Origin of the sequence: Streptomyces sp. B15 (assembly GCF_018070605.1) — a bacterium.
Lineage (GTDB): Bacteria > Actinomycetota > Actinomycetes > Streptomycetales > Streptomycetaceae > Streptomyces > Streptomyces smyrnaeus.
Genome location: NZ_JAGPXJ010000008.1, coordinates 103,648 through 127,890, shown reverse-complemented (window position 1 = coordinate 127,890; position 24,243 = coordinate 103,648). Strand labels below are relative to the sequence as shown.

The following is a 24,243-nucleotide window of genomic DNA, read 5'->3' as shown; positions in this document are numbered from 1 at the left end:
GGTGGGCGTGGACCACCGCGCAGCCGCCGCCGTGGTGGCCCACCAGGCGGGGCTGGTGCCACCGCCCCCGCCGTGATGCCGCGCCCCCTGAGGGACGGGGGGAAGGGCACGACCAGCCACGACGCGCCGGCGGCCGACAATCGTCAGGAAGGGGCACCCTCTTTCCGGGGCAGGGTCGAAGACGGCGGCGCCGCGGCGCGCCGCCGGGGCCGCAGCAGCACCGCCGCACCCGCGACCGCGGCCCCCAGCAGTGCGCCCGCGAGCACATCGTGCGGATAGTGCACCCCCACCAGCACCCGCAGCAGCGCCCCGGCGACCGCCAGCGGCAGCGTCACGGCAGCGAGGCGGGGCAGCGTCAGGGCCAGGCCCACGGCCAGCGCGGCAGCCAGCGTGGCGTGGTTGCTGGGGAACGACCAGTCACCCGGTGGCGGGCACTCCGCCAGCGGGTGGGCCCCGGCCAGCGCCCGGCACGGCCGCTCCTGGTCCACCACCAGCTTCAGCGCCTCGCTCGCCGCGTACGCCACGACGGTGCCGACGCCTGTCAGCACCGCGCCGACCAGCCGCGGGTCCTTGGCACGCGACCCGCACCAGCCCCGCCACCCCACCCGGAGCAGCAGCAGGCCGAGGGCGATCAGGGTGCCCTCGGTGGCCAGTTCGAAGAGCACACCCAGCCATTCGGGGCCGTCGGCCGCGGCCTCGCTCAGTTCGCGGTACCCGGAGGCCGATGCCCCGCCCGTGACCCGTACGGGGTCCTCCTGACCGAGCCCGCCGGGCGTAAGCGCCCAGACTCCCGCACCGCCGACGACCAGCGCCGCCACCGCTCCGAGCGGCCCGCGCGCAGGCGACCGCCGTCGTATTCCTCGTTCCGTGGACATGGCAGCGAAGCTACGGGCGGCTCCGCTCCCTGGTCGCGGGCCGAACGTCGGCCTTCTTGTCGGTCGTTCGTCACCCTGGCCATTGGTCGTTCGTCAGGGTCCGCGCGCCTGTCTGCGGCTCCCGCTCCCGGCCGGGACCGGCGCGCCGGGCCGCGGGGTGGGCTCACCCCCGGCGGGCGAAGCGCCGGGCCGCCACCACCAGCATCAGGGCGGCGAGCACGGTGACGAAGCAGACCTCCAGCGCGACCGGCGGAGTCCACCCCGCGATCTGCGGCGGGCCCGCATAGCCGCCCATGTCGAGCTCGCCGGGCAGGGTGCGGCGCACCGCGTCGACGGCATAGGTGAGCGGGTTGAGGTGGACCACCACGCCCAGCCAGCGGGGCAGCCCGCTGGGGGAGAACATCGCTCCGGACAGGAACATCAACGGCATCAGGGCCAGCCCCATCAGCACCTGGAAGGTCTGGATGCGCTGGATGGTGACGGCCGCCAGCATGCCGCCCGCCGTGAACAGCAGCGCGATGACCGCGACTTCCAGGAGGGCGACCAGCAGCAGCGGGTGATAGGCGATGCCGACGGTGCCGGAGATGGCGAGCACCAACCCGCCGTAGACGGCACCGCAGGTGGCGCCGCCCAGCGACAGGCCCAGCAGCAGGCTGACCCGGTGGACCGGCGCGACCATCGCCTGCCGCAGCATCCCGCTCTGCCGGTCCATCACCACGGACAGGCCCACAGCCAGTGCGGGCGCCTGGGTCGCCATCACCAGGACGCCGGGGAACAGGAAGCTGCGGAACTGCTCGAAGGAGTCCCCGGCCGTGGTGCCCATCGACTCCAGGCCGGTGCCCATCACCAGCAGGAACATCACGGGTGTCACCAGTCCCATGACGATCTGCACCTTGGTGCGCAGCAGCCGCACCATCTCGCGGTGCCACAGCACCCGCACCGCCCGCAGTTCGCGAGCGGGACGGCCACGCCGCACCCCGGCCCTGTGCGGTAGTGCCGCAACGGCGCTCATCGCCGCCTCCCCACGTCGTCGACGGTCGGCGGACCGCTGCGCTCGGTTCGGATGGTGCGCCCGGTGTGGTGCAGGAACACATCGTCGAGGGAGGGCGGGGTCACCGTCGCCGACAGCACCGGAATGCCCGCCTCCGCACAGAACTTCGGGACGAACGCGGCGCCGTCCGCCACACTCAGCCGCACCCCGTCCGGACCGGCCGACGCCTCTGTGCCGAACCGCTCACGCACCAGGCGCACCGCATCCGCGTCGTCCCGGGTACGCAGCAGCACGGTGTCACGCGCCACCTCCGCCTTCAGCTCGGCAGGGCTGCCCTCCACCTCGACCTGACCGTCGTCGATGATGGCGAGCCGGTCGCAGTGCTCGGCCTCCTCCAGGTGGTGCGTCGTCAGGAAGAGGGTGATGCCCCGCTCCTCCCGCAGCCGGTGCAGATGCTCCCAGATGACGGTGCGGGTCTGCGGATCGAGCCCGGTGGTCGGCTCGTCCAGGAAGAGCACCTGCGGCGCGGTGAGCAACCCCCTGGCGATCTCCAGCCGGCGCCGCATCCCGCCGGAGAACTCCCGCACCGGGCGGTCCCGGCACGCGGTCAGGCCCACCAGGTCGAGCATCGCCGCCACCGTGCGCCGGCTCTCCCGCCACGGGACCCCGAACAGCTCCGCGTGGAAACGCAACGCCTCCCGCGCCGTCAGATCCAGGTCGAGCGTCGTCTCCTGGAAGACGAGCCCGATCCGCTCCCGTACCGCGTGCGGCTCGGCCATCACGTCGCACCCGCCGACGAAGGCCCGCCCGGCGGTGGGCCGCAGCAGGGTGCACAGCATGCTGATGGTCGTGGTCTTGCCTGCTCCGTTCGGCCCCAGGAAGCCGAACGTCACCCCTCGGGGCACGGCCAGATCGAGGCCGACGACCGCGGGCGCGTCACCGTACGTCTTGCCCAGGTCCACGGTGCGGACCGCGAACTCCTCAACCGCGGCCATACCCCTCACCCACTCCCTCACCCGGGCGGACGGACCGCCCACCGCGGAGGCGTTCCGCCCGAGACACCCGCCCGGGCACCGGATCGGCGCGTACGGCCAGCACCGTGCGGAAGGCACCGATCGCCCCGCCCTCACCGACCGGTTCGCCGTCCACCTCGATCCACGCGTGCGCCCCGAACGGCCTGGTGCGGAAGCCCGAGCACCAGTCGGGCCACTCGCCGTGCAGCCGGCACAACAGCGCCGCGGCGACGGACCGCTGCAGACAGCCGAGCCCGGCGCAGCGCACGCTCACGGAGACGGCCGCCTGCCGTGCGCGGAGCGCACGCGCCCGCCCGGCGGGCCGGGCGCCACGGCTGAGCACCGCCAGTACGCGGCGCAGCCGCCCCGGCTTCAGCTTCCCCAGCAGCCGGGCCGCCCCGACCGCCAGCCGCGCCTCCACCTGCCGGTGCGGCGCGAGCCGTACCGCGCGCTCCCCCACTCCCGGCAGGCTCATGGCGCCTCCGCAATCAGCAGACCGGCGCTCCTGAGCGCATCGACCAGCCCGTGCACATCGGCGGTGGCCCGCTCCAGGAACTGCGGGCCGGCGGCGCTCAGCTCCTCCGCCGCCTCCCGGGGCGTACGGCCCTCCAGCAGCAACCGCAGCGCGGTGGCGCCCGAGTCGTTCAGCCGCCAGAAGCGGCCGTCCTTCTCGTTGAGCAGCACCACTCCGGATTCGGTCTCGGTGAGAATGACCTCGCGGGGCAGGGCGAGCGTCATGATGCCTCCTTCAGCGGGATCGTCGGCCCGGACCCGGCCAGTGGCGCCGGGTCGGTGTGCGGGGAGCGCAGCCAGGCCTCGACCGCCGCGGTGCTCTCCAGGTGCGCCGCGTAGCGGCCCTCGTCGGACGGGCTGAGCAGCGCCGTACGCAGCACATCGGGATCGGCGAGACCACGGGCGCCCAGCCGCAGCCTGGCGCACATCTCGACGGCCGCCTCCTTGCCCCGCGCCAGGCCCTCGTACAACTCGGCGCTGAACTCGCCCTTGTCGGTGCGCTCCAGGATCTCCTGCGGGACGACGCCGCGCATCGCCGCTGTCAGCAGCGGTTTGAACCGGCCGGACGGCATCCGCTCGGACAGCCGTACCGACAGCGCGGCCTCGATCACCCGATCGTCGAGGAACGGTGCCTCCCAGGCGATCCCGTACCGCGCCATGGCCCGCGCCGTCTGCCGGATGGTGGTGCCCTCGACCGCGAGGAACTCCAGCACCTGGTGCCCGAACCGGTCACCGTCCAACGGCGGGGTCCCCGCGCGGGCCTCGGCCAGCAGCGCCCCCCGAACCAGGTCGACGGCCTCCGGGGTGCTCCACGCGGGCATCCGCGACTCGCCTGTCCAGCCGAAGCCGACCTGCCAGCGCTGCGGCGGCGGGCCGGTCAGCCGCCCGGCGAGGCCGCGCAGCGCCTCCGGGAAGTCCGAGCGGTCCGCCAGCCCACGCACGGTGGCCGGCAGCGACCAGCGGTTGAGGAGTTGGCGGCGACGGATCTGGGGGAGGGCGGCGCGGGGCTCGGTGCGGAGCATCGCCCACAGCCCGTTGGGCAGCGGACCGAACAGCTCGTCGCCGCCCAGCCCCATCAGATGCAGCCGGGAGCCCGCCTCGGCCGCCGTCCGGGACAGCGCCCGCAGATGGGGGCCGCCCCAGCGCCAGTTGAAGGGGCCCTCCCCGCCGTCGGGCTCGTCGGCGCCGGCGGTGTCGGCGAGGGGGTCGCCGGTGGCCAGGCCGAACAGTCGCGCGGAGTGGTCGTGGGGCAGGTCGGTGTGGTGCACGGTGGGGCCGAAGCGCGCTGCTGCCCGCCGGGCCCAACGGTGGTCCGGGTTGCGCGGATCGAGCGGAACCGCGTGGTAGGTGTGCGTGGTGGCGGCCACATCGTCGGCGACGAAGCACAGCGAGGTGGAGTCCAGCCCACCGGACAGATCCGCACTGAGCGTGCCCACCGCCCCGGCCCGCACCCGTACGGCCTCGCGCAGCGCATCCCGTACCGCTGTCGCGGCCTGCGACAACGGGACCTCGGGCGCGGGCCGCTGCCACCAGCGCCGCTCCCGCGCGGTGCCGTCGGGTGCGAGCTCCAGCCAGTGCCCGGGAGTGACCGCGCGCACTCCGCGCCACACCGAACGGCTGGCGAGCGGCCACGGCACGTACGGCGTCAGCAGTCGGCAGGCCAAGGCCGTCTCGTCGCACGGCGCTGCGGTGAGCGCGGCGAGCGGTGCGGGGCTACCTGCGGCGACCGTGACACCCGCGACCCGGACGGTGAACAGCTGCCGTGCGGTGGAGAGCGTCCCCTGAGCACGCACCCGCCCGTCGAAGCTGGCCACCAGATGGCAGCAGCCCGCCGACGACCGGGCGGCGTGATCGAGGGCGGACAGCGATCCGGCCTGGTCCAGCAGATGCTGGAGGCGTTCGGCCGAGGGCCGGGTGTGCCCGAGCACCGCCAGCCGCCGTGCCCCGGAGCCGAAGACCCGCACCCGGCCCCCGGCTCCCTCCCCTGTCCCGGGCCCGGGGCGGGGACCGGGGCCGGGGCCGGGGCGCTCCATGTCCCCGCGCCCGCCCGCCTCGCCGCCCGCCTTCTCGTCCGCCGCCGCCCACAAGGGGCGGAGGAGCAGCCAGGGGCGGCCGGAGGCATGCGGAATCACCTCGGCAGCGGCCAGTGCGGGGGTACGGGCGACGATGTCCTGGGCGGCTGGGTGGTCGGGAAGAATGAGAAAGTCCATGTCCTGCGCGTCTCCTGATACATGGCGACAGGTGTAGGCCTCCGACAAGGCCCGCAGCGGACCTCCTGGTGTCACCTGCGGGGGCATCGCGGTGCGAGCTGCGGGACCCGCTGCGGAGCGGACACCCGGCAGCAGCAGCCCGGAAGGCAGTGGGCCGGAAGCCAGTGGGCCTGACAGGCAGTGGCCGGGAAGGTCGCTTCCCGGCCACTGCGCGACATCAGCTCAGCCGTGCTGCTGGTCGGACGTCAGATGCACCACAGCGCGCGGCCGCAGCCGAGGAAATCGGGGCAGTCGCCCGACGGCAGGCACTGCGTCAGTTCCTCGAAGTCGCCGAGCTCGATCAGGGCCGGGGGCTCGTAGGTGTGCTCCATGGGGTCCTCCGTTGTGAGTCATCGGTCGGTCGGGCGATGTCGGCCGACGCACCGCCGTAACCTTTGAACATCACCGAAGTTAAGGCCCCTTGTGTCCTGGTGAGTCGGGACAGTGGTCCCTGATATGTCCCGATGCGCTCCTTCACCTCCGTATCGCCGGATTCCTGTTCACACCTCCCGGCGCCGGAAGGCCAGCCAGCCGGCCAGCAGGGCGAGCGCCGTCCAGCCGACGACCACGAGGATGCCGCCCCAGGGCCCGAGGGAGGGATCCGCGTCGGCGCCCACCTTCAGTGCCTGGATTCCGGCTTTGTCGGGCAGATAGCGCGCGGCCTCCTTCAGTCCGGGGACGGCCTGGCTGAGGGGTGAGAGGGCGAACAGGAAGAGATACATCGACCCCAGCGCGAACGCCGTGGAGCGCACCGCCGTCGCCACACCGAACGCCAGCAGCGCGATCAGGGTCAGATACACCGTGCCCAGCGCCATGCCCCGCACCACGCCGGGTTCGTCCAGCGGGACGCCGTACTCGCCGAGTCCCGCCTGGTCGAGGAGGAAGGAGAGCACCACGGTGACCGCTGCCAGGGGCAGCGTCACAGCGACGCATACCGCGGCCTTCGCCAGATAGAGCCGGGCGCGCCGGGGCACCGCTGCGAGGGAGACCCGGATCATGCCGCTGCCGAACTCGCCGGTGATCAGCAGCACTCCGAAGGCGACGAGTCCCAGCTGTGTGTACCAGACGATGTTGAAGCCGGAGTCCACCGGATGGAAGTCCGGGCGCACCCTGCCGTTGTCGGCGTCCAGCGCGTTGCCGACCGAGATACCGGAGAGCAGCGCGAGCCCGACGCTGACCACGAAGGTGGCGGCCAGCACGGCGAGGGTGGAGCGCAGCGTACGCACCTTCGTCCACTCCGCACGGATCGCCGCCGGCATGGTGTTGCCGCGCACGGCGGGGCGGGCGGTGGTCCCGGAGGAGCCGGAGGCTCGGGAGCTTTCAGCGGGGCCCGAGGCGGTGGCGGGGGCCTCAGAGGACGTCATGGCGGGCACCTTTCCGCGAACCTGCGGCGCTGCCGGCGGCAAACTGCGTCTCGCGCGCTGTCATCTCCAAGAACGCCTCCTCCAGTGAGGTGGACTCCCCCGCCAGTTCGTCGACTCCGATGTCGTGGGCGCGGGCCAGTTTCGCCACCTCGCGGCTCTCCATCCCGGTAACGCGCAGGGTGCCGTCCGGCTCCGGTGCGGCCTCGGCACCGGACTCGTGCAGCAGGACGCGCAGTCGCTGGGGCTCGTGGCTGCGGACGCGGACCACGCTGCGGCAGTGCTCGGCGGTGAAGTCGGCCAGGCTGCTGTCGGCCAGCAGCCTCCCGCGCCCGATCACGATCAGATGGTCGGCGGTGACGGCCATCTCGTTCATCAGATGGCTGGACAGCAGGACCGTGTGCCCGGCGGCGGCCCGCTCCTTGAGCAGATTGCGGAGCCAGTGCACGCCCTCGGGGTCGAGCCCGTTGACCGGCTCGTCCAGCAGTAGCACGTCCGGGTCGCCCAGCAGTGCGGCGGCGATGCCCAGCCGCTGGGACATACCGAGCGAGAAGCCGCCCGAGCTGCGCCGCGCCACCTCCCGGAGGCCGACCATGTCGAGCACCTCCCGCACCCGGGAGGGCGGGACGCGGTGGGTGCGGGCCAGCCACAGCAGGTGGTGGTAGGCGCTGCGGGTGCGCTGGGTCGACTTGGCCTCCAGCAGCCCCCCGACCCGCAGCAGGGGGTCGCTCAGCTCCCGGTAAGGCTCGCCGAACAGCAGGGCCCGGCCCGCGTCCGGTTCCCCCAGGCCCAGGAGCAGTCGTAGCGTGGTCGACTTGCCGGCTCCGTTGGGGCCGAGGAAGCCGGTGACCTTTCCCGGCCGCACCACGAAGCTTAGGTCGTCGACGGCCCGGGTGGGGCCGTAGGACTTGGTCAGATGCTGGACTTCGATCACCCGTCGAGCATGGCCGGGGACAGCGCCCGCGCACATCGGACCGGGCTCCGAAATGCCGAAGGGGACCGGGGGTGGAGGCGGCCGGGATCGGCGCGGTGGGCTTCCTACCGTGGTCTGACCGACCGTGGTCCGACGTGCGCGGGGCCGGGTGCGGGCTACGGTGTGCGCGTGGCCGGTGACTCCGAGGACAGCAGGGAAGGGCAGCGTCGCGGCTGGGCGCAGCACGGTCTGACCCGGCGGCAGCTCCTGGCGTGGGACGGCGCCGCGGCGCTGGCCTTCGCCGTGGGCTACCCCGTGCTGTCCCCCGTGCAGCACGGGGATCCGGCACCCGTCGCCTCCCATCTGCCGCTGTTCCTCGCGATGAGTCTGCCGCTGGCCGTGCGCCGGCTGTGGCCGCGCACCGTGCTGCTCGTCGTCGTGGCGGCGTCGGCGGCGGGCGCGGTGCTCGACATCGTCCTGGAGCCGTTCCTGGCGGTGGCGTACGCGCTGTACGCCGTCGCCGTGAGCACGTCGAAGGCCGGTCGCGCGGCGCGGTGGATCGTCGTCGGCGGCAGCGCCCTGATCCTGCTCGTGCTCGTCGTCGGCGGCGCGCCGTCCGCCGCTTTCGGCACGGGGCTGCCCGTCCGGCTGTCCGGCCTCATCGTGTGCGGGCTCACCTGGGCCTCAGGGCAGGCCATTCGGGAGCGGCGCGCCTATGCCGAGCGGGCCGCCCGGCAGCTGGCGCTCAACGCGGTGGCGCAGGAGCGGCTGCGGATCGCACGCGAGCTGCACGACGTGGTCGCGCATCACGTAGGGGTGATCGCGGTGAAGGCGGGCGTCGCGCGCCATGTGGCCGCGGTGGCGCCCGAGGAGGCGACCGAGGCGCTGCGCGTGATCGACCAGGAGAGCCGTACGGCGCTCCAGGAGATGCGCGGCATCCTGGGCCTGCTGCGCAACGAGCCCGACGGTACGGAAGGGCCGCGCCACCCGGACCGGAGCCTGGCCCATGAGGCGGACGTCCAGGCGCTGGTGCACCGCGCGGGCGAGGCCGGCGTGGAGGTGAGGCTGAGTGCGCAGGGGCTCGGCGCGCTGCCGGACGGGGTGGCGCGGGCCGGGCACCGGGTGGTGCAGGAGGCGTTGACGAACGTCATCAAGCACGCGGCGCCCTGCTACTGCCGACTCGTACTGCTCGCCGGTCGCGATCAGCTGCGGTTGGAGATCCTCGACGACGGCGGCCGTTGGGAGAGCCATGGCAGGAAGGGCGTGGCGCACCGGGTGGCGCACGGGATGTCTACCGAGGGGGAGCCGCGGAACGCAGCCGGTACGGGCCACGGGCAGGCGGGGCACGGGCTGATCGGCATGCGGGAGCGGGTGGCGATGTACGGCGGTGAGCTGACGGCGGGTCCGCTGCCGGGTGGCGGTTTCGTGGTGCGTGCCCGCATCCCGCTGCCGCCTCGACAGGTTGCACCACAGGAGGCGGCGCGGGCGGCGGCCCCGGACGCGCCCGGCGAGAACGGCTCCGCGTCGGAGCCGGTGCAGGACACGGATCAGGAGGCGTCACAGTCGAGATGAGCGAATCCCCCGAACCGGTGCGGGTGTTGATCGCCGACGACCAGGAGCTGCTGCGCGAGAGCTTTCGGGTGCTGGTGAACGCCGAACCGGGTCTTGAGGTCGTCGGGCTGGCCGAGGACGGTGACGCGGCGGTCCGGTCCGCGCTGCGGGAGCGCCCGGATGTGGTGCTGATGGATGTACGGATGCCCGGTCTCGACGGTATCGAGGCGACCCGGCTGATCCGTTCGCATCCGGAGGCCGAGGGCGTGCGGGTGCTGGTGCTGACCATGTTCGACATGGACTCGTATGTGTTCGCCGCGCTGCGGGCGGGGGCCAGCGGCTTCCTCCTCAAGGATGTCGCGCCCGCCGATCTGGTGCGGGCCATCCGTACGGTGGCGGCGGGGCAGGGGCTGCTGGCGCCGAGCGTCACGGCGCGGCTGATCGCGGAGTTCTGCCGCCAGCCGCAGGGCGTGCCCGCTGTCTCCGACAGCCTTGCCCCGCTGACCGGCCGGGAGCGCGAGGTGCTGCTGCTGGTGACCCAGGGCCTGTCGAACACGGAGATCGCCGCCGAACTGCATGTGTCCATGGCCACGGTGAAGACGTACATCGGACGGCTGCTCGACAAACTCGGTGCCCGGGACCGCGTCCAGCTCGTGATCACCGGGTACGAGCACGGCCTCGTCACCCCTTCCGCATCGAAGCCGACAGGGAGATGAGTGGGGCACCGGCCGGAAACCGGTGCCCCACCGCGCCACCGCCTCGTGAACCCGCCACCTCGCGAACTCGCCGCACCGCACGAATCGGCACCGCACGGATCGGCACCGTACGAATCCGCCGACTCGCCAACTTGCGGCGACTCAAGGAGAAATCACGGCGCGTGATTCCGTGCCCTCGATTTTCCGTGAGTGGCATCCCTCGGATTTCTCACTGTCCGTGAATTCCTGGCCGCAGGATTCCGAGCCCTGAATTCGGACCTCCGCCGCTTTCTGCTCCACGCCGATCCCCACCGCCCGCGCCCGCATCATGGCGGCGTTCCGGTCGGGGACTTCCAGCTTTCTGAAGAGACCGGTGATGTGGTTGCGCACCGTCTTCTCCGCGAGCACCAGGCGACGGGCGATGCGCTTGTTCTCCCAACCGAGCGCGAGCAGTTCCAGGATGTCCCGCTCCCGCTCGGTCAGGGTGGGGAAGGCCAGTCGGCTGGGCAGTTGGGGCAGCATCCCCAGGCCGCCGCGCAGCCCCTCGGCGACCCCGGCACCGAAAGCGGCGCCTCCCTCGGCGAGCAGATGCACCGATCTGAGCAGCGTGCGGGCACTGACGCTCTTCATCACATAGCCCATGGCGCCGGAGCGGACCACCGAGACGACAGCGGCGGTGTTGCCGTCGTCGGAGGCCACCAGCACCCGCGCCACCGGGCCGGCGCGCTGCCGCGCCTGCTGGGCGTCGAGCGCCGGCAGCCGCTGCGCGTCGGAGGTCAGCAGCCGTACCGTACGGGCCAGCCGGGCCGGGCTCGGGCCGCCGACGAGCACCACGTCCGACTGCGCCACCAGCTCCGCGAGCGCGGGCGGCTTCCGGCCGGGGCGCCACTCGGGAAGGCTCTGCTCCGCCACGACGGCGATGGCGCTGTCGCTTTCCGCCGCCGCTCTGACGCCCATCCGATACACCGGGTCGTCATCAAGGATTATGAGCCGCACACCCACACAGCATCCCCCGTTTCAAGAATCACCGATCCCCGATCGGAAATCTTATCGGGGTGGGGACCCAGAAAAAAGGGGCATCCAGCCATATGAAGGGTGCTGTGCAGCGCCTCGGAATACAGGCGCTGCATTTCAGCCACTTTCTCCAACCGTTGTGCGTCACTCAGAACAATTTCAGCAACGCCTCGGTCGGATCCGGTGCGGCCCTGCCCTCCTCGGGCCGGGGCATCTGGAACCAGACGGCCTTCCCCGTGGGCACCCGTCGGCTCCCCCAGCCGGTGCTGAGCAGATCCACCAGTTGCAGCCCCCGGCCGCCCTCGTCGGTGTCCTGTGCCCGGCGCCTGCGCGGCTGGACCTGGCCCGCGTCCCACACCTCGCACACCAGCGTGCGCTCCAGCAGCAGACGCAGCCGGATGTTGCCCTCGCCGTACCGCAGCGCGTTGGTGACCAGCTCACTCACCAGCAGCTCCGCGGTGTCGCTGAGCGCGTCCAGCCCCCAGGCCGCGAGCTGTTCGCAGGTCAGCTCGCGGGCCCGCGCCACCGAACGCGGCTCGGGCGGCAGCGTCCAGTCGCCCACCTGCTCTGGGTCCAGGCCCTGCACCCGGGCGACGAGCAGCGCGATGTCGTCCTCGCCGTGGTGCACGTTGAGGGTGCGCAGCACCCGGTCGGCGGTGTCCTCCAGCGGCTCGGTGGCATCCGTGAGCGCCGAGCGGAACCGGTCGAGGCCCTCGTCGAGCGGGTGGTCGCGGGACTCGACCAGCCCGTCGGTGTAGAGGGCGAGCATGGCACCCTCCGGCAGCTCGATCTCGATCTCCTCGAACGGCTCGCCGCCCACCCCCAGCGGCACCCCCTTGGGGACCTCCAGCAGCAGTGCGGGCTCGCCCGGCTCCACCATGATGGGCGGCAGGTGCCCGGCGTTGGCGAAGGTGCAGCGGCGCGAGACGGGGTCGTAGACGGCGTAGATGCAGGTGGCCAGGTACACCTCGGACAGGTCGGTGTCGCTGCCGCGGTGCCCGCGCTGCGGGTGCTGTCTGCGGGGGTCGCCGAGTCCGCGGGCGATCTCGTCCAGCGCGCCCAGCACCTCGGCCGGCTCCATGTCGGTGAGGGCCAGCGTGCGTACGGCGGTGCGGAGTTCGCCCATGGCGACAGCCGCACGCAGCCCCCGCCCCATCACATCGCCGACGACGATGGCGGTGCGGTGCCCGGGCAGTTCGATGACGTCGAACCAGTCGCCACCCACCTCGGTGGCCGGGTTGCCCGGCAGATAGCGGCAGGCGATCTCCAGGCCCGCCGCCTCCGGGTCGCCCGGCGGCAGCAGACTGCGCTGCAGGATGAGGGCGCGCTCGTGTTCCCTGCGGTAGAGGCGCGCGTTGTCGATGCAGACGGCGGCGCGGGCCGCCAGCTCGGCGGCGAGGGCACCGTCCCGCTCGCCGAACGGCTCGCTGCCCTTGGCGCGCGAGAACTGCGCGAGTCCCAGCACCCGGTCCCTGGCGACCATCGGTACCGCGAGGGTCGACTGCACGACGGCGCCGAACTGCGCCGGGACGGTGCCGTCCTGGCTCGTGATGTTCTGCACCCGACCGGTGCGCAGCGCTATGGCGAACGGGGAGTGCTCGGCGTAGCAGTGTGTGGAGCCGACCTCAGCGGGCTGCCCCGGCTGTGCGGCATCAGCGGGCGGGACGCCGTTGGCGCGGGCCCGACCGGCACCGCCCTGCGCGGGGTGGCCTCCCTGCCCGGCTGCGTCCTGCTCGACTGCGTCCCGCCCGGCTGCGTCCTCGTGCGCCGCGTCACGCGGGCCGACCACCGTCTCGCCGGTGCGGGCCTCCTCGTCCGGAAGCCCGTAGGTGTAGGGGGTGTTCGAGACGGCGCTGGCGAAGGCCACCCGGCGCAGCTCACCGCGCGGCGAGCCGACCGGTGTCCGGCGGCGCCTCGGCAGCTCGCCGGGAAGCCGCACCACCGGCCCCTCCCGGCGTACGGTGTCCGCGTCGTGGAAGCCGGTCTGCCCGGCCGGCGCGGAGTCCGTCGGTCCTACCGGGCGCGGCTCGTCTCCGGCCAACACGCTCTCGTAGAGGTCGACGGAGGCCAGATCGCAGAACTGGGGCACCGCCACGTCCAGCAGTTCGCGGGCCGTGGTCTCCAGATCCAGTGAGTTGCCGATCCGCGCGCCTGCGGCGTTCAGCAGGGCCAGGGCACGACGTACGTCGTCCTGCTTACCGGCCGCCTCCACCGGGATATCGCTCAATGCCGCCCCTTCCACTGCCGGTGCTCGCCTCCGGTCCGAGCAGTGTGGCAGCCCGGAGAGCCATCCGGAGCCCGCTCTTCCCGATCGCCACAAGTCTTCCTTGTCACGACGAGGCAACATGCGCATACCCCCGTTTTCACGGGGGTCACCCCTGACTCCTAACCAGGTAATGCCGGGTCGAACCCCAGGAGTACGCACCGGCCCGGGGCCGTCCTGTGCGGCAGCTCCTCGCCACCCCCGCGCCACCGCGGTCCCTACGGGAGAAACCGTTACCGACACGTTGTTCCGATTATGTTGTTCCAGGCCCCTTGCAAGGCCCTTGCAAGGGGCCTGGCGGACCGCTGCGGGCCGTCGCGGACCATTGCGGGCCGGAGGGGGCGCTGCGCACGAACAGCGGCACTGCTCAGGGCAGGGGCAGTTCGAACCACACCGTCTTGCCCTCCGGTCCGTGCCGGGTACCCCATCGGCGGGCCTCACTCGCCACCATTTGAATCCCCCGGCCGCCCTCCTGCTCCTCGGTGACGACGCGTTCACGCGGCGGCTCGGTCAGCGGGTCCGAGACCTCCACGATCAGCACCCCTTCGCGGCCCGCCGGGTCACGGCTGGTGTCGCGCACCATCCGCACCCCGATGGGCCCGTGCGCGTACCGCAGCGCGTTGGTGACCAGTTCACTCACCAGCAGCACACCGGTGTCCTCCAGCCCCCTGAGCCCCCACGCACGCAGTGTCTCGCGTACGGCCTCCCGCGCCCGGCGCACCGCGTAACTCCCGGTGGTGAACGACCAGGAGGCGGCGGTGTGCCCCGGCAGCCCGCCCAGCCGGGCCATCAGCAGCGCGACGTCGTCGCCCGTGCTGAGGTGGCCGTTGACGCTCGAACCATGCCGGCGCAGCGAGTCGATGAGAACGTCGCACGCCTCCTCGATGCCGCCGCAGCCGGTCTCCGCCACCGGTCCGGCCGAGACGTAGGCGCCGGCACCGTTCCAGGTGGGCTCTTCCTCCGGTGCCACCCGGTGGCAGTCGGGACCGGCGAGCAGCGCACAGACCCGGTCGATGCCCTCGGTGATGTCCTCGCCCCTGCTCTCCACGAGCCCGTCGGTGTAGAGAACGAAGACGCTGCCTTCCTCGATCTCCACCTCGGCCAGCTCGTACGCCCCGCCCGGGGCGGCCCCGACGACACCGAGCGGGGTGCCCGAGGGGATGTGGACGGGCCGGGCCCGGCAGCCGCCGCCGCTCTCCTGCGTGACCAGCAGCGGGGGTACGTGCCCCGCGCTGGCCATGGTCAGCACTCCGCAGCGGCGGCCCGCCGAAGTGGGCGCCGGCTCGTAGACCGCGTACAGGCAGGTCGCCATCAGTGGCTCGTCCGGCCCGTGGGACAGATCGTCGCCGACGGTGCTGACGCGGGCGAGCAGCTCGTCCGGCGGCAGATCGAGCCCCGCCAGCGTGCGGACGGCCGTACGCAGCCGACCCATGGTGACGGCCGAGTGCAGACCATGGCCCATGACGTCCCCGACCACGAAAGCGACCCTGCCGCCCGGCAGCGGGATGACGTCGAACCAGTCGCCGCCCACCTCCGTACCGCTGCTGCCGGGCACATAGCGGTAGGCGAGACTGACGCCGGGCGGCTCGTGGATGTGCTGCGGCAGCAGACTGCGCTGAAGCATCAGCGCTCCCTCGCGCTCCCGCGCGTACAGCCGGGCGTTGTCGAGGAAGGTGCCGGCGCGGTCGCTCAGTTCCACCGCGAGCGCCCGGTCCTCACCCACGTACGGCAGGTCCCCGTGTGCCCGGCTCACCAGCAACAGCCCGAGCACCGTCCCGCGCGCCCGCAGCGGCACCGCCATCAGCGAGTGCACCCCCAGCTCGAAGGTGGCCTGCACCTTGGGATCGCCGGGCCGGGTCGCGCGAAGGATCTCCTCGGGTGTGGTGGCCAGTTGGGGCGTCCCGCTGTCCAGCGCCCGGCCGAGCAGCGACTCGCGCTCGTAGATGATCTCTCCGCCGAGCTGCAGCAGCCTCTCCACCCGCTCGCCGTCCTCCCGGGCCGCGAAGCCGAACAGGTGCAGCGGCGTGCCCACGGGGATGACGGGCTCGGGCAGTTCGCCACCGACAGCGACCTCGCCGCGCAGCATGACCCCGGCGTAGTCGGCGAAGCGCGGTACCAGCACTTCGGCCAGCGCCTGGGAGATGGAGCGGACGTCGAGCAGATCGCCGAGGGCCACCCCCACGTCGTCCAGCAGCGCGAGCCGCTGCCGTGCCGCCTCCGCCTTGTTGAGCGCCTCCAGCCGCTCGGTGATGTCCATGACGGTGCAGCTGACACCGAGCACCTTGCCGCTGCGGTCGGTGATCCGGGAGTACGAGACGGAACGCGCGCCCGTACCGTCCGGCGCGGTGGTCACCACGTCCACGACGGAGCGTCCGGTCTCCAGCACGCTGGAGATGATCTGCATCACCTCCTCGGCCGTCTCGGCGGGAAGCAGTTCGGCGACCGAGCGGCCGAGGAGGTCGGTGTCGGTGGCGTTGTTCAGCCGTACGAGGGCGTCGTTGAAGCGGACGAACCGCTGCTCCGTGTCGAAGACGGCGATCCCCAGGGGCGAGGAGGCGAACAGCGCGTCCAGCGCCGCCAGATCGTGTTCGACGGCGCTGATCCTGCTGGTCTCCATGATGTTCGCGAGGACGAACGGACGCCGGTCGGTGTCTCGCAGCAGCGACCCGCGCCCCTCGACCTCGACCACATGTCCGTCCCGGTGGCGGATGCGCAGATTGCCGCGCCAGCTTCCGGTGCGACCGAGGCTGTTGCGGCGGGTGCGGCGCTCGACGTCGTCGCTCTCCAGGAAGTCCTCGATCGAGCGGCCCACGGTCTCCTCGGCCGGCCAGCCCAGGATCTCCTCGGTGGTCGGACTCCACACCAGCACGGTGCCGTGGCCGTCGAGCATGACGATCCCGACGCGGAGGGTGTCGAGGAGCGAGGTCGCCTCGTCGGCGGGTTCGGTGCTCACACGGCCCACGCCCCCGGTCGGGATCTGGATACGTCCAAGATGGACCAATTATCCACACGTCGAGCACGCTGTGCTGTCGTACGCACACGGAGCGTCGCAGGGGTACGGAAGTCCGATGCCCCGGTAGCCCACCCGGTGCCGGTTGGCCGAGATCCGCCGGTACCAGGCGTCAGGTGTCAGGCGTCGGTGACCGAGGCCCCGCCGGGCGCGGGTGCCGGGTGGTCGAAGTTCGTCCGGCGTCAGGCGTGGCCGTCGTCCGCGCGCTCGCCGTGCGCGGCGAGGCGGTCGCGGTGTTCCACCAGATAGCCCTCACCCTGTTCGCTCAGCCGTTCGGCGAGATGCTGCGCCTCACCCCGAGTGGCATAACTGCCGACGCGGTAGCGGTTGCCGTGGCAGTCCTGGCGGATGAGCTGCCAGGGCAGCACCGCTTCACTGTCGCCGCTCGCACTTCGCATATGCCAGAGCTTACGCCCGGCCCTCACTCACCGCATTCAGCTTTGCACACCGGGCCAAATCTTTCGGCCATCTGTTCGCTCTCGCGGAAAGTGCGCCGGCGCGCGGGCCGGGGAGCCAGAAGATCGCCCCCGAGCGGACGGCCATGGCGGAGGGAGACAGAAAGAGCCTGCTACTTCACCGGAAGGTGGTACGCCAGCCTGAAGCGGTCGGCGGGCACCACCACGTCCGCCGTCTCCACGGGCCGCTTGCCCGCCAAATACGTACGCGCGATGACCAGCACCGCATGACCCGGCACGCCTCCCAGCGCCGTCATCTCCTCGGCCCGGCCAGGACGGGTGCCGACCTCCTCGGTCACGTTGTCCACCACCAGGTCGATCGCCGCCATCCGCTCCACCACCCCCCGGCCGCCCAGCGGGCCCTCCTCCGGCAGCATCACCGGCGTCCGGCCGGTCACCGCCAGCGGCTCCCAGGAGGTGGAGAGCATCACCGGGGCACCGTCGACGTGGAAGACGTAGCGGGTGCGCATCACCCTCTCGCCCCGCTCGACGAACAGCCGCTCGGCGATGTCGGCCGAGGCGTCCTCCTGCTCGCTCTGCGACTCCCAGGTGCCCTGCACCCGCTCGTCGGACTGCTCCTGCCGGAAGGGGGTGCACTCGCCGAGCGAGCGGTAGCCCGTACGTGAGACCCGGCGCGCGGCCGGGAGCTCCCGTACATAGGTTCCGGAGCCCGAGCGACCCTCGACCAGCCCCTCGGCCATCAGCACCTTGCGCGCTTCCAGCGCGACCGTGTCGGAGACGCCGTACTCCTCGCGGATGCGGGCCTGCGAGGGGAGCCGGGCTTGCGGCGGCAGGGAACCGTCCGCGATCTTCTTGCGCAGATCCGAGGCCACACGCAGATACGCGGGCTGCTCACCGAATGGCACGTGTGCCCTCCCCGTTTCGGCCAGATACTGGGTGAAGCCGACTGGTGCTGAGTCCTGCTGACGGTCAGCAACAGCTTGGCAACAGAGGGTTGTTGGCCGCAACAGTCGGCCAAAGTTTCACCCGATGTGATGAGCGCCTGCTCAGACCCCTCACACCCCCTCCTTCCGCCCGCGCTCGGAACGGAACCGGGGCGCACGGGGAGTTCGGGACGGAGCGGGCCCGACGCGGACGCGCCCGGCGCCGAGCGCCCCGCTAGAGTTCCGCACCACCGGCCCTGGGAGCACGCTCGATGACCTTCCGACAGCACATGAGACAGATGGCGGTGGACGCCCTCGCGGAATTCCCCGATGCGGAGGAGTCCGGCCTCTACACCGTCACCTTCCGGATCGACAGCGTCGACCAGGACCCTCGCTTCCCCTGTCTGGCCCTCGGCTACAACACGGAGGCCGAGGTGGCCCGACTGCTCGCGGAGCCGAACCCGCCCGAGCCGTGGGACGCTCGCTGGAACTACGCGTACTTCCCGCCCTCCGGGCTGGAGGGCGTCCGCGTCATCGGACACGACGAGGAACACGACCCGCGCGGAGCCGCCTTGCACCGCCGGGAAGCAGCGTCCAACGGGCTCTGGTACGAGGACGACGCCCCGCAACCGCTCCAGGACGAGCGGGCGGACCTGCTCGACGCCGAGTTCCACGAGTTGTGCGTCGAGGTGGCGCGGCAGCTGCACGCCGACGGCGACCTCGTACGCACCCTGGGGCGACCGGTGCCCGTGATCCTCTACGACATGTTCGACCCGGAGGCGATGTTCGCCCTCACCCGCGCCGCCAACCCGCCGGAGCCGGCCGCCGACTTCCTCAGTGGACAACAGGCGGACGAAGAGGCAGCGGAGGAGACGGCACCGGACGTGTGACCGGGCCACCGGTCCGGCGTCGTGGCGGGTGGGAACCGCCCGCGCCGGCGCCGCCCGCTCCGGCGCCTCACCGCGCGGCCTCAGCCGCCCTCCGTCTCCCCCTGGCTCGCCTCCCGCGTACTGCTCTCCCCCTGGCTCGCCTCCCCTTTCATCGCGAACAGCACCATGGTGGCGCTGACCCGTACCGCGCCGTCCGTGCCGGGCGGGAGGGCGTGCCGATGCAGGTCCTCGCTCAGCTCCTTGGCGCTCTCCCGCACCCGCGCCCACACCTGCGGCTCCAGCCAGACCTCGGCGTCCGTCATCTCTCCCCGCACCTCGGTGTCCCGCTGCGCCGTTCGCCGCCGCAGTTCCTCGCCCAGCGCCCCCGCTAGAGCGAGGTACGCGTCGACGCCCTGCGGAGTACCACGACCCACGCGTTCCCCGCTGTCCGGATCGTGGCGGTACCGCTTGGCCGTGCCGCCGCGTACGGCGACCTCGGCCACCGCGTCCACCAGTCCGGCGGCGTGCAATCGGCGCAGGTGGTAGCTGACGTTGGCCTGTGACTGGTCGAGGACGCGCGCCGCCTCGGCCGCGCTGTACGCCTGGCCGGTCAGCAGCGAGAGCAGCCGCAGCCGCAGCGGGTGGGCCAGCACCCGCAGATCCGCGACCGAGGTCTCGGTCGCGGCCGAGCGGCCGGACGGTTCGGCAGGGCCGGACGGTTCGGCAGAGCCAGGTGGATCGGAAGGGCCGCGTGGGTCGGTGCGAGGTTCGGGCACCCGGTCAGTCTGCCTCACACCCCGACGTCTTCCCGAGCGCCCTGATCCGGCACCGCTCCACCCGTCGTCAGCCCCCGCACCTGGCTGCTGCACAGCGCACCCACCGTCACCAGCGCGACGAGCGCGACCCCGCACAGCAGCGTCGGGCGCACCCCGAAGCGTTCCGCCAGCGGTCCGGCCGCCATCTCGCCCATCGGGAGGGCGAGGGTGGAGCCGAGCGCGTCGTAGGAGTAGACACGGGCCAACTTCTCCTGCGGAACGTTCTCCTGGAGGGAGAGGTCCCAGGCGACGCTGAATTGCTCGATGGCGATGCCGTTCACGAACATCGCCGCCAGCAGCAGAGCCACATCGGCCGACTGCGCGAGGGCGAGGAGCGGGAGCGCGTCCAGCGCGACAACGGCGACACCGATCCGCAGCGCGTGCCGGGAACGGGAGCGGGCCACCAGCAGCCCGCCGATCAGCGCCCCGGCCATCTGGGCCGCCAGGACGAAGCCCCAGACGGTGCGGCCGAACGTCGCGTCGGCGACCGTCGGCCCCAGTACCTGGATGCCGCCGGCCGCGACCGCGTTCACCACGAAGAACTGGAGCACCACCACCCACACCCATGTACGGGAGACGAACTCAGTCCAGCCCTCGCGCAGTTCCTGCCAGGGCCGCACCGGCTCGCCGGCCGGGGCGGGTCCGGCGTCGTGCCGGGCCGGCTCGCGTCCTGCGAGACGGTAGGCGAGCGCGGCGCCCAGGAACGCCACCCCGTTGAGCACCATGCCCCATCCCGGCCCCGCGACGGCGGCCAGCAGCCCGCCGAGCGACGTGCCCGCGATCATCCCGGTGTTGATCCCCATCCGGGAGAGGGCGTTGGCGGGCCGCAGCTCATCGGGCGGCACCGTGAGCGGAAGCAGCGCGGCAGAGGCCGGTATGGAGACGGCGGCCACCGCTCCTTGCACCACGCTGAGCACGAGGAGCACACCCATCGGCGCCCTGTCCGCCAGCACCGCGAGCCCGACCCCGCCTTGTACCAGAGCGGCGGACAGTGCCGCGCCCTGCAGCACCAGGGCCCGGGGCAGCCGGTCGGCCAGCAGCCCGCCGAACAACAGCAGCACCACATTGCTGATCGACCGGGCCCCGACGACCAGCCCCACGTCCACCGCGGAGCCGCCCAGGTCCAGGACGGCGAAGGCCAGTACGACAGGCGCCATGGAGTTTCCGAAGAAGGAGAGCGCCCGGCCCAGCGCGAGTTGGCGGAAGCCGCGTCGGCGCAGCAGGTCGCGGAGCCCGGCACGGCCGGGGCGGGAAGCGTCGGAAGTGGTCACGCAGTGAGTGTGCGGCACACGGCGCCAACCGTCAAACACTTCTTTGAAGGTAGGGTCGGGAGCAGCCCGTCCCGCTTCCAAGGACGGAGCCCTCCTCCGCCCTGCGACCGAGGAACAGCGCCCGTCATCCGTGCCACCGTCACCCCATGAGCAGCAGCCCCCTCACCCACGCCTGGCCCGAGCACCTGTCCGTGGGCGCGGTGCGCTTCGCCCGCCCGACCGCCCACTTCGATGCCGTCCGCGCCTTCTACCGCGACGACCTCGGCCTGCCCGTCCTCGCCGAGTGGCGTGACCACGCGGGCTACGACGGAATCGTCCTGGGCCTCCCCGGCACCCCCGTCCACATGGAGCTGACCCAGCACGGCGACCCGCCCCACATCCCCGCCCCGCACCCCGAGAACCAACTGGTCCTCTATCTGACGGACCAGGCGGCCCACGACCGCGCGGTGGCCCGGCTGCGCTCCCGCGGCCACCGCCCCGTCCCCGCCGCCAACCCCTACTGGCCCGACCGCGGAGCAACCCTCTTCGAGGATCCGGACGGCTGGCACGTCGTCCTGGCCCCGTGGGTCTTCGGCCGCACCCCACCTTCGCCACAGCCGGCCACCGAAGACACGGACGAGGGGCGTCGGCCGCAGTGAGGCGACCCGCCCTGACCTGCGGCGCCTCCAGGAAACGCAACAGCTGCTGGTGACCGCGGCGGTCGCGGTCACCAGCAGCTGAAGCGGGCCGGTCGGACGGTGAGCCCTCCCCGCCGGACGGTGCGGGATCAGCCGACCGGGTCCTTCACCGCCCCGGCGGCCGGCGCCTCCGGCTCGGTCGGCGTCTGGGGGTCGATCAGCGCCTCCGGCTCGACCGTCGCCTCCGGCCCGACCGTCGTGCCGCCCCGCGCCTCCAGTTGCTTGGTCAGCGGATTGCGGCCCAACTCCGGGTAGTCCGACTTCAATGCCCGGAGCAGGGAGAACATCATCACGAAGGCGATCACGAAGAACGGCAGCCCGATGACCGTGATGACCTGCTGCAGGGCATCCAGCCCTCCCTTGCCGGTGGCCGCCAGCAGGGTGCCCGCGACCACGCCCTGGGTGACGGCCCAGAAGACACGCTGCCGGGTGGGGCTGGGCAGCTTGTCGTCCACCCGCTCACAGAGCATGTCGACCACCATGGCGGCGGAGTCGGAGGAGGTGGTGAAGAAGATGACCACGATCAGCACCGACAACGCCGACACGAGGGTGGCCGCCGGGTAGTTCTCCAGGAAGGCGAAGAGCGCGCCGGGGACGTCCCCTTCGTCCACGACGGCCTTGACCAGTCCGCCCGAGCCGTTCATCTCGATGTCGAACGAGCCCATGCCGAAGATGCTGAACCAGATCACGGTGAAGGCGGTGGGCAGCGCCAGCACGCCGAGGACGAACTCACGGATCGTACGCCCCTTGGAGATACGGGCGATGAAGATACCGACGAACGGCGACCAGGTGATGGTCCAGGCCCAGTAGAAGACCGTCCAGCTGCCCTGCCAGCCGCTGTCGGCGAAGGTGTCGTTCCAGAACGACAGCGGCACCACGGAGCTCACATAGGTCCCGGTCGTCTCGACGATGCCCTTGGCCATGAAGAGCGTGGGACCGGCGAGGAGGACGAAGAGCAGCAGGCCGATGGCCATCAGGATGTTGATGTTGGACAGGATCTTGATGCCCTTGTCCAGACCGCTCATCACCGAGGCGGTGGCGATCGCGGTGACCACGGCGATCAGCACCACCTGGACGAGCTTGTTCTCCGGGACGCCGAAGAGTTCGTTCAGCCCGCTGTTGATCTGCAGGGTGCCCAGCCCGATGGAGACCGAGACCCCGAAGAGGGTGCCGACCACGGCCGTGACATCGACGCTCTTGCCGATCGGCCCGTTGATCCGGTCGCCCAGCAGCGGGTGCAGGACCGAACTCAGCCGGAACGGCAGTCCCCGCTGGTAGACGAAGTAGGCGAAGGCCAGCGCCGGGAGGCAGAAGATGGCCCAGGTGTGCAGGCCGAAGTGGTAGAGCGCGAAGGCCATCGCCCGCTCGGCGGCGTGGGCCGACTCCGGCTCGACGCCCTGCTCGGGCGGTTTGGCGAAGTGGCTGATCGGCTCGGCGACCCCCCAGAACATCAGGATGGTGCCGATCCCGGCGGCGAAGAGCATCGCGAACCAGGCGCCGTTGCTGTATTCCGGCCGTGTGTTCTGCCCTCCCAGCCGCACATGCCCGTAGCGGCTGAGCGCGATCCAGATCAGGAAGATCACGAACGAGGTGACGCCCAGGATGTAGAACCAGCCCAGATTCTTGAGGATCCAGTCCGAGGCGGTGGTGAAGACGCTGTCCACCTGGTCGGTCAGCGAGATGGTGGTGAGGACGAAGAGGATCGTCAGGGCCGCGGAGGTGAAGAAGATGACCGAGTCGGTACGGAGACCCAGCCTGCGTTGCAGCTTGTCCAGCATGGAGTAGTCCCAAGAGGTGGGGAGGGAGTTCACTGAAGCGCTCCGGAACCAGCGGGCGTCATGGGATGTGCGTTCGCCAATGATCGTCCCGGCCGCGTTGAGCGTTGATGGTGGCACTCCCGATCAACCCCTCGCACCCCATGGCCCGTTCCGTTGCACATTCGTGACTCCTGAGGTAACTGCCCGGTGAGCAAGCGATGTTGGTGACCCTGAGTGCCAGTCGGGCGGTTACCGACGGTCGGATCAAATGCTCAGATTCCGCTCTTGCCCGGCCGCCGTCGGAATCCTCCCCCGGCGCCGGAGTTGATCGGTCACATAAACGGGCGCAAAGGGTTGCCGGACTGCGGCGGAGCGCGACGACCTGGCCGGGTGAGCGCGGGCGACCCACCAGGCGGCCCGGCCTGGGAACAGGCGAGGAGACAACCGTGAACTTTTGCGCCGGGTACGGCATCACACGTGGGGACGGGCCGGTGCGGCGCGGTGGTCGGACAGAGACGGACGGGACGGCGACCGACCGGCGACAAGCAGCGACGAGGGCAGGTGAGAGCAGTGGACGAGCCGAGCGACCCGGACACGAGGCGACGGTGGCGGACCCGCCACGACGGCGCAGCCGGGGACCAGGACGAGGACGAGGACGCGCGGCCGCCCGCCGAAGGGTGCCGCCGCCCCGGCGTTCAGGCCTCCGACGTGCTTGCCGCCCTCGCACTCGCCATCGGCGTCGTGCTGGGGACCGGCACCTGGCGCGCCTACCTCGCCCATAGCATGGCGCCGGAGGGCGAGGAAACGGCCGAGAGCCAGGGGCGGGCCCTGGCCGGGCCGAAGGAAGGCACCGGGCCGGCGAGGGTGACGGCGAACGCCGCCCCCGCGCACCGCTCCGGTGTACACCACTTCGGAACGCGGCGCCCCACGCGAGGCGTCATCCACCCTGCCCTGTGACGCGCGCTGTCCGGCGGCCGCTTCGCGGGCCCGGGCGCGCGGGCCGCCACGCGGCGGTTCGAAAAGAGGCGGCGGCGGTTCGCAAGACGCGGACCCGTGATGAACTTTCC

At 72.0% G+C, this 24,243-nt stretch carries 22 protein-coding genes; 5 read left to right on the top strand and 17 right to left on the bottom strand.

What is annotated here, in order from left to right; translation table 11 throughout:
• Positions 1-143 precede the first annotated feature (143 nt).
• The 9 genes from KBY19_RS06500 to KBY19_RS06460 form a co-directional block, all read right to left on the bottom strand.
• Complete coding sequence (locus KBY19_RS06500; RefSeq protein ID WP_210965345.1) at positions 144-875, bottom strand: phosphatase PAP2 family protein; 732 nt, start codon at positions 873-875, stop codon at positions 144-146.
• Positions 876-1,038: 163 nt separating this feature from the next.
• Positions 1,039-1,887, bottom strand: a complete 849-nt coding sequence (locus KBY19_RS06495) for an ABC transporter permease (RefSeq protein ID WP_099883801.1) — start codon at positions 1,885-1,887, stop codon at positions 1,039-1,041.
• Positions 1,884-2,861, bottom strand: coding sequence for an ATP-binding cassette domain-containing protein (locus KBY19_RS06490; protein WP_099883799.1), 978 nt, complete (start codon positions 2,859-2,861; stop codon positions 1,884-1,886). The genes KBY19_RS06495 and KBY19_RS06490 overlap by 4 nt, the downstream gene beginning before the upstream one ends.
• Positions 2,848-3,354 (bottom strand): lasso peptide biosynthesis B2 protein, encoded by a 507-nt coding sequence (locus KBY19_RS06485; RefSeq protein WP_210965344.1) that lies wholly within the window; start codon positions 3,352-3,354, stop codon positions 2,848-2,850. Before KBY19_RS06485 ends, KBY19_RS06490 begins: the two co-directional genes overlap by 14 nt.
• Positions 3,351-3,617 carry a lasso peptide biosynthesis PqqD family chaperone gene (locus KBY19_RS06480; protein WP_185018045.1) on the bottom strand — a complete coding sequence of 89 codons (267 nt, stop codon included), beginning with the start codon at positions 3,615-3,617 and terminating at the stop codon, positions 3,351-3,353. Before KBY19_RS06480 ends, KBY19_RS06485 begins: the two co-directional genes overlap by 4 nt.
• Positions 3,614-5,602 (bottom strand): asparagine synthase-related protein, encoded by a 1,989-nt coding sequence (locus tag KBY19_RS06475; protein WP_210965343.1) that lies wholly within the window; start codon positions 5,600-5,602, stop codon positions 3,614-3,616. The genes KBY19_RS06480 and KBY19_RS06475 overlap by 4 nt, the downstream gene beginning before the upstream one ends.
• 245 nt (positions 5,603-5,847) lie before the next feature.
• Complete coding sequence (locus KBY19_RS06470; RefSeq protein ID WP_107488709.1) at positions 5,848-5,973, bottom strand: lasso RiPP family leader peptide-containing protein; 126 nt, start codon at positions 5,971-5,973, stop codon at positions 5,848-5,850.
• Between the two features lie 168 nt (positions 5,974-6,141).
• Positions 6,142-7,005 (bottom strand): ABC transporter permease, encoded by an 864-nt coding sequence (locus tag KBY19_RS06465; protein WP_210965342.1) that lies wholly within the window; start codon positions 7,003-7,005, stop codon positions 6,142-6,144.
• The gene (locus tag KBY19_RS06460) at positions 6,992-7,936 is read right to left on the bottom strand and encodes an ATP-binding cassette domain-containing protein (RefSeq protein ID WP_180289749.1); all 945 of its coding nucleotides are present in this window, start codon (positions 7,934-7,936) and stop codon (positions 6,992-6,994) included. The genes KBY19_RS06465 and KBY19_RS06460 overlap by 14 nt, the downstream gene beginning before the upstream one ends.
• A gap of 168 nt (positions 7,937-8,104) precedes the next feature.
• Between KBY19_RS06460 and KBY19_RS06455 the strand changes: the two genes are divergently transcribed.
• Complete coding sequence (locus KBY19_RS06455; protein ID WP_185018043.1) at positions 8,105-9,487, top strand: sensor histidine kinase; 1,383 nt, start codon at positions 8,105-8,107, stop codon at positions 9,485-9,487.
• The gene (locus tag KBY19_RS06450; RefSeq protein WP_099883787.1) at positions 9,484-10,182 is read left to right on the top strand and encodes a response regulator transcription factor; all 699 of its coding nucleotides are present in this window, start codon (positions 9,484-9,486) and stop codon (positions 10,180-10,182) included. The genes KBY19_RS06455 and KBY19_RS06450 overlap by 4 nt, the downstream gene beginning before the upstream one ends.
• 141 nt (positions 10,183-10,323) lie before the next feature.
• On the opposite strand, the gene KBY19_RS06445 is transcribed toward KBY19_RS06450, so the two are convergent.
• The 5 genes from KBY19_RS06445 to KBY19_RS06425 form a co-directional block, all read right to left on the bottom strand.
• A complete protein-coding gene (locus KBY19_RS06445; protein WP_210965341.1) occupies positions 10,324-11,118 on the bottom strand; it encodes a response regulator transcription factor in 795 nt (264 codons plus the stop codon).
• 205 nt (positions 11,119-11,323) lie between these two features.
• The gene (locus KBY19_RS06440) at positions 11,324-13,402 is read right to left on the bottom strand and encodes an ATP-binding SpoIIE family protein phosphatase (RefSeq protein ID WP_210965340.1); all 2,079 of its coding nucleotides are present in this window, start codon (positions 13,400-13,402) and stop codon (positions 11,324-11,326) included.
• A gap of 403 nt (positions 13,403-13,805) precedes the next feature.
• Entirely contained in the window at positions 13,806-16,391 is a 2,586-nt protein-coding gene (locus KBY19_RS06435; protein WP_307842653.1) for a SpoIIE family protein phosphatase, read from the bottom strand.
• A gap of 239 nt (positions 16,392-16,630) precedes the next feature.
• Positions 16,631-16,846 carry a hypothetical protein gene (locus tag KBY19_RS06430; protein ID WP_099883781.1) on the bottom strand — a complete coding sequence of 72 codons (216 nt, stop codon included), beginning with the start codon at positions 16,844-16,846 and terminating at the stop codon, positions 16,631-16,633.
• A gap of 170 nt (positions 16,847-17,016) precedes the next feature.
• Entirely contained in the window at positions 17,017-17,769 is a 753-nt protein-coding gene (locus tag KBY19_RS06425) for a GntR family transcriptional regulator (protein WP_210957001.1), read from the bottom strand.
• Between the two features lie 308 nt (positions 17,770-18,077).
• On the opposite strand from KBY19_RS06425, the gene KBY19_RS06420 reads away from it, so the two are divergent.
• Positions 18,078-18,677, top strand: coding sequence for a hypothetical protein (locus KBY19_RS06420; RefSeq protein ID WP_247690658.1), 600 nt, complete (start codon positions 18,078-18,080; stop codon positions 18,675-18,677).
• Positions 18,678-18,757: 80 nt separating this feature from the next.
• Here KBY19_RS06420 and KBY19_RS06415 read toward each other — a convergent pair whose 3' ends face one another.
• Positions 18,758-19,432 carry a helix-turn-helix domain-containing protein gene (locus KBY19_RS06415; RefSeq protein ID WP_210965338.1) on the bottom strand — a complete coding sequence of 225 codons (675 nt, stop codon included), beginning with the start codon at positions 19,430-19,432 and terminating at the stop codon, positions 18,758-18,760.
• 14 nt (positions 19,433-19,446) lie between these two features.
• Complete coding sequence (locus KBY19_RS06410; protein ID WP_307843449.1) at positions 19,447-20,742, bottom strand: MFS transporter; 1,296 nt, start codon at positions 20,740-20,742, stop codon at positions 19,447-19,449.
• A gap of 146 nt (positions 20,743-20,888) precedes the next feature.
• Between KBY19_RS06410 and KBY19_RS06405 the strand changes: the two genes are divergently transcribed.
• Complete coding sequence (locus tag KBY19_RS06405; protein WP_210965336.1) at positions 20,889-21,380, top strand: VOC family protein; 492 nt, start codon at positions 20,889-20,891, stop codon at positions 21,378-21,380.
• Between the two features lie 128 nt (positions 21,381-21,508).
• Here the strand turns inward: KBY19_RS06405 and KBY19_RS06400 are convergent, their stop codons facing one another.
• On the bottom strand, positions 21,509-23,230 hold the full coding sequence (locus tag KBY19_RS06400) for a BCCT family transporter (RefSeq protein WP_307843448.1): 1,722 nt from the start codon (positions 23,228-23,230) through the stop codon (positions 21,509-21,511).
• 516 nt (positions 23,231-23,746) lie between these two features.
• Between KBY19_RS06400 and KBY19_RS06395 the strand changes: the two genes are divergently transcribed.
• A complete protein-coding gene (locus tag KBY19_RS06395) occupies positions 23,747-24,133 on the top strand; it encodes a hypothetical protein (protein WP_210965335.1) in 387 nt (128 codons plus the stop codon).
• Positions 24,134-24,243 lie beyond the last annotated feature (110 nt).